Origin of the sequence: Acinetobacter sp. WC-323 (genome assembly GCF_000314615.1) — a bacterium.
Lineage (GTDB): Bacteria > Pseudomonadota > Gammaproteobacteria > Pseudomonadales > Moraxellaceae > Acinetobacter > Acinetobacter courvalinii.
Map to the genome: position 1 here is coordinate 1 of NZ_AMZS01000006.1, position 4,119 is coordinate 4,119.

Annotated in this window: 4 protein-coding genes and 1 pseudogene; all 5 read left to right on the forward strand. The window is 41.9% G+C overall.

The annotated features are described in order from the left end of the window. Positions 1-140: 140 nt before the first annotated feature. A pseudogene (locus tag ACINWC323_RS18080) lies at positions 141-641 on the forward strand (SOS response-associated peptidase); the annotation flags it as partial. 110 nt (positions 642-751) lie between these two features. Continuing rightward, positions 752-1,378: a LexA family protein gene (locus ACINWC323_RS18075; RefSeq protein WP_000038641.1), complete on the forward strand. Its 627-nt coding sequence runs from the start codon at positions 752-754 to the stop codon at positions 1,376-1,378. Between the two features lie 14 nt (positions 1,379-1,392). After that, on the forward strand, positions 1,393-2,688 hold the full coding sequence (locus tag ACINWC323_RS18070) for a Y-family DNA polymerase (RefSeq protein ID WP_001190352.1): 1,296 nt from the start codon (positions 1,393-1,395) through the stop codon (positions 2,686-2,688). A 4-nt stretch (positions 2,689-2,692) separates the two neighbouring features. Beyond that, positions 2,693-2,911, forward strand: coding sequence for a hypothetical protein (locus tag ACINWC323_RS18065; protein ID WP_000550047.1), 219 nt, complete (start codon positions 2,693-2,695; stop codon positions 2,909-2,911). 98 nt (positions 2,912-3,009) lie between these two features. Further along, positions 3,010-4,119: IS256-like element ISAba26 family transposase (locus tag ACINWC323_RS18060; protein WP_009506471.1), on the forward strand; the 1,110-nt coding region annotated here is incomplete at its 3' end.

Sequence of the window (4,119 nt, forward strand, 5' to 3'; positions counted from 1 at the left end):
ACATTGTGTTATTTTATAATCAGCGAAGAATTCAAAAGAGTTTGGATTTTAAAACGCCAAATCAAATAGCAGAGAACTTTTATCGGTTAGCTGCCTAGCATATCCCAAGTGAAAGTCTCCTGCTAATTCAGCACATATCAGAGCTTGATATTGCAAAGTTTGGATTACTACCGAGCTGGGCGAAAGAATTGAAGTTCAGCAGTCATACTTATAACGCCAGAACTGAGTCTGTAGCAGATAAGCCTAGCTTTCGACATGCTTGGAAGTACAGCAAGTTCTGCCTAGTCCCAGTACAAGAATTTTATGAGCCGAAATACATCAATGGCAAGCCACACTGGTACACCATCAAGCGTAAAGATGATCAGCCTTTTACTGTTGCAGGGATCTATGATGATGCAGTGATTAATGGCAATAAGGTACGTTCCTTTTCAATGTTGACCATCAATTCGGACCATCACCCTTTTATGAAACAATTCCATGCACCGAAGGATGAGAAGCGATCCATCATCGTTATTCCAGAACAGTACAGAAAAGACTGGCTAACAGCCGATCATGAACATGCGCATGAATATTTCTTTCAAATGCCCGATGAATTCGTCACATTTCCACGCGATGAGCAGAAACAAAACGTCTTATTCTGAGCATCCTTGTTTATCCACAACTTTTTAAATTTGAATTTTAAACGCTGTTAGTAATATCCTATTTAAACAAATTCTACTTCCAAACACGCCTCGTAGCGTAGGAGTATCTCATGTCTAAGAAGTTGCCTATTTACTTCTCTGACGACGCATGGTCATCTTTACAAGAGCTCATGGGTCCAGAGGGTAAACCAAGTCCTACCATCAACACCGTGCTTGAACAAATCGCTGTTCAAAATGAGCTTGTTGAAAAATTAGGGCTTACTGCTGTCCTACCCAAATCCAAAGTATCTATTCCCGTCTCTTTAGAGCGTATTCCTGCAGGTCCGGCCTTCAGCACCAAGGATGAGCAAGACAAAGCACTCGATCTGAATGAGTTCCTGATTCACAACCCTATTTCTACTTTTATTGCCTATGTAGACAGTGAATCCATGCTCGATGCTGGCCTAGAGATTAATGATCCAATCATTATTGATCGCAGTATTGAAGCCAAGCATTACGATATCGTGGTTGCCCTGATTGATGACAATGCCTCAACCATTAAGCGGCTGATGATCACCAATAAGATGTCCAAGTCTGAAATCAAAGAAATATTTGGAGATGAAGATTATCCGCTTCCAGAACTTTGGTTGAAGGCTGAAAATTCGAATTACAATCACATCATTCCTGATGATAGTCAGACCATATCAATCTGGGGTGTGGTGACTTTTAATTTAAAGCGTATTTATCACCGCTCATAAAAAGAAGAATAACCATGCAAAGTGAAAATGAAATATTCGCGTTAGTCGACGTGAATAATTGCTACGTCTCGTGTGAGCGTGTGTTTAATCCTGCCTTGAATGATCGCCCAACCATTGTGCTCAGCAACAATGACGGCTGTGCCGTGGCCAGAAGCCAGGAAGCGAAAGACTTAGGCATCAAGATGGGTGTTCCTGTATTCCAAATTAAAGAGCTGATCAAACAACATAACATTCAGGTGCTATCCAGTAATTTCTCCTTATATGGCGAAATGTCCAAGCGCTTTATGGAGCTGCTTGGGGACTATGTTGCACCAGGAGATCAAGAGGTCTATTCCATTGATGAATGCTTTCTGAAGCTCACAGCTTACGAGCATCTATTTGACCTGACTGTATATGCTCAAGACATGAGGGCTAAGGCTTGGCGTTGGTTAGGCCTACCCTGCTGTATTGGAATTGGTCGCTCTAAAACCGAAGCCAAGATTGCCAATCATCTCGCCAAGAAAAACAAGTTCTTCAATGGGGTCTGTAATCTGGCCCATATGGACCCATGCTCTACAGAAACGCTACTCGCGCAGGTTGATGTGTCTGAGGTTTGGGGCGTAGGCAGACAGAACTGTAAGAAGCTCAATACTATGGGTGTTCAATCTGTGCTGGATCTGATCAATGCCAATCCTAAAGAAATCAAAAAGCAGTTTAGTATCGTGATGGAAAAGACGGTGCTTGAGCTACAGGGCCTTTCTTGTATTGACCTTAGTGATGATACTGTAGCGAAGAAGCAAATCATCAGCAGCCGTTCATATGGCAACCCAGTGTATGAAATGGATGACATTAAAGCTTCGGTTCGGCTTTATGTGGCCAGAGCCGTGAAACGAATGCGGGAAGATGGCTCAATCTGCAAGATGATCGGCGTGTATATCCAAACCAGTCGCTTTGATAAGACAGAGCGCTACTCGCCTTACATCGTCGTTCAAATGCATGAGCATACGGATGATCTACTGCTCATCACCAAGGCCGCGATGAAAGGCATCGATCAGATATTTAAGAAAGGCTTTAAGTATAAAAAGGCGGGAATCGTGCTGCTCGAAATTACAGATCAATCCAAGTTTGTGCCCGATCTATTCACGGACTATTCACATAAGCAAGAGCGAGAAAGGCTTTCAGATGCCATCGAAGCCATCAGTGAACGGTTTGGGAAGAATCTCGTCACGCTAGGCATTGCCAACAATAAAGAAGCCACATGGCACATGAATCAAAACCTTAGATCACCTTCGTATTTAACCAAATGGTCTGACTTACCAAGAGTAGGATAAAAACATGCACTTATTTAAATTAACTGACGAACAACTCGCACAAATTCTTATCCCGAAACGATTTGTACCACCTACTCCACCTGAACATGAAGGCAAGAATATGGTCTATGTATTTGATAGTGAGGATAAGTTTGAACTGACTTATGATGAGCTGGTGGAAATCATTAGCAAAGCTAGAATGGCTGGTCCGAAGTTGATACCTGTCTTAGGCACCGTGAATTAAATTGTGCAGTGTTCGCACGCCACGGGACTGTTCTAAATTTTGTGTAAGTACTTAATTTTCATTTATCCTTCAGAGGATAATTACAAAAGGTACTTCACATGGATGAAGCAACAATCAAAAGTATGGCTGCCGAATTGGCTAAAGGTCTAAAAACACCAGAAGACTTAAACCAAATGACAGCAGTCTTTAAAAAATTCATGATTGAAACTGCACTCAATACTGAACTTTCAGACCATCTCGGTTATGAAAAGCATCAGCCCAAGAAAGGCTCAAATAGCCGTAATGGGTTTAGTTCTAAAACCATTACAACTCAAGATGGACAACTGGCTTTAGATATTCCCCGTGATCGAGAAGGTTCATTTGAGCCACAAATTATCAAAAAGCACCAAACACGCATCACCAGTATGGATGACCAAATCCTCTCACTGTATGCAAAAGGAATGACTAATAGGGAAATTGTAGCCTTCTTCAAAGAAATGTACGATGCCGATGTGTCAGCATCTCTCATCAGCAAAGTTACCGATGCTGTGATTGAGCAAGTGACTGAGTGGCAAAATAGAGCCTTAGATAGCCTTTATCCTGTTGTCTATCTTGACTGTATTGTTGTCAAAGTCCGTCAGCACTCCAATGTGATTAACAAGTCCGTATACCTTGCTTTAGGCATCAATATGGATGGGCAAAAAGAATTACTGGGTATGTGGATTGCTCAGACAGAAGGTGCCAAATTCTGGCTGTCAGTCATGACAGAGCTAAAAAATCGAGGAGTACAGGACATTCTTGTTGCCTGTGTAGATGGATTAAAAGGCTTTCCTGACGCGATAGCCTCTGTTTACCCTCATACTGATATTCAACTGTGTATTGTGCATGTTGTACGCAATAGCCTGAGATTTGTAAGCTGGAAAGACTACAAGGCTGTTACGTCGGGTCTGAAAGCGATTTATCAGGCAAGTACAGAGGAAAATGCTTTAAAGTCCCTAGACATCTTCTGTGATCAATGGAATCACCAGTATCCCAAAATTGGAGAATCCTGGCGGGCCAATTGGGAAAATATCCGAACGATCTTTAGCTATCCAGCCGAAATACGTCATGCTATTTATACAACAAATGCGATTGAGTCGTTGAATAGCGTAATACGCCATTCAACGAAGAAAAGGAAAATCTTTTCATCTGATGACTCAGTAAAGAAGGTCATTTACTTAGCAACATCA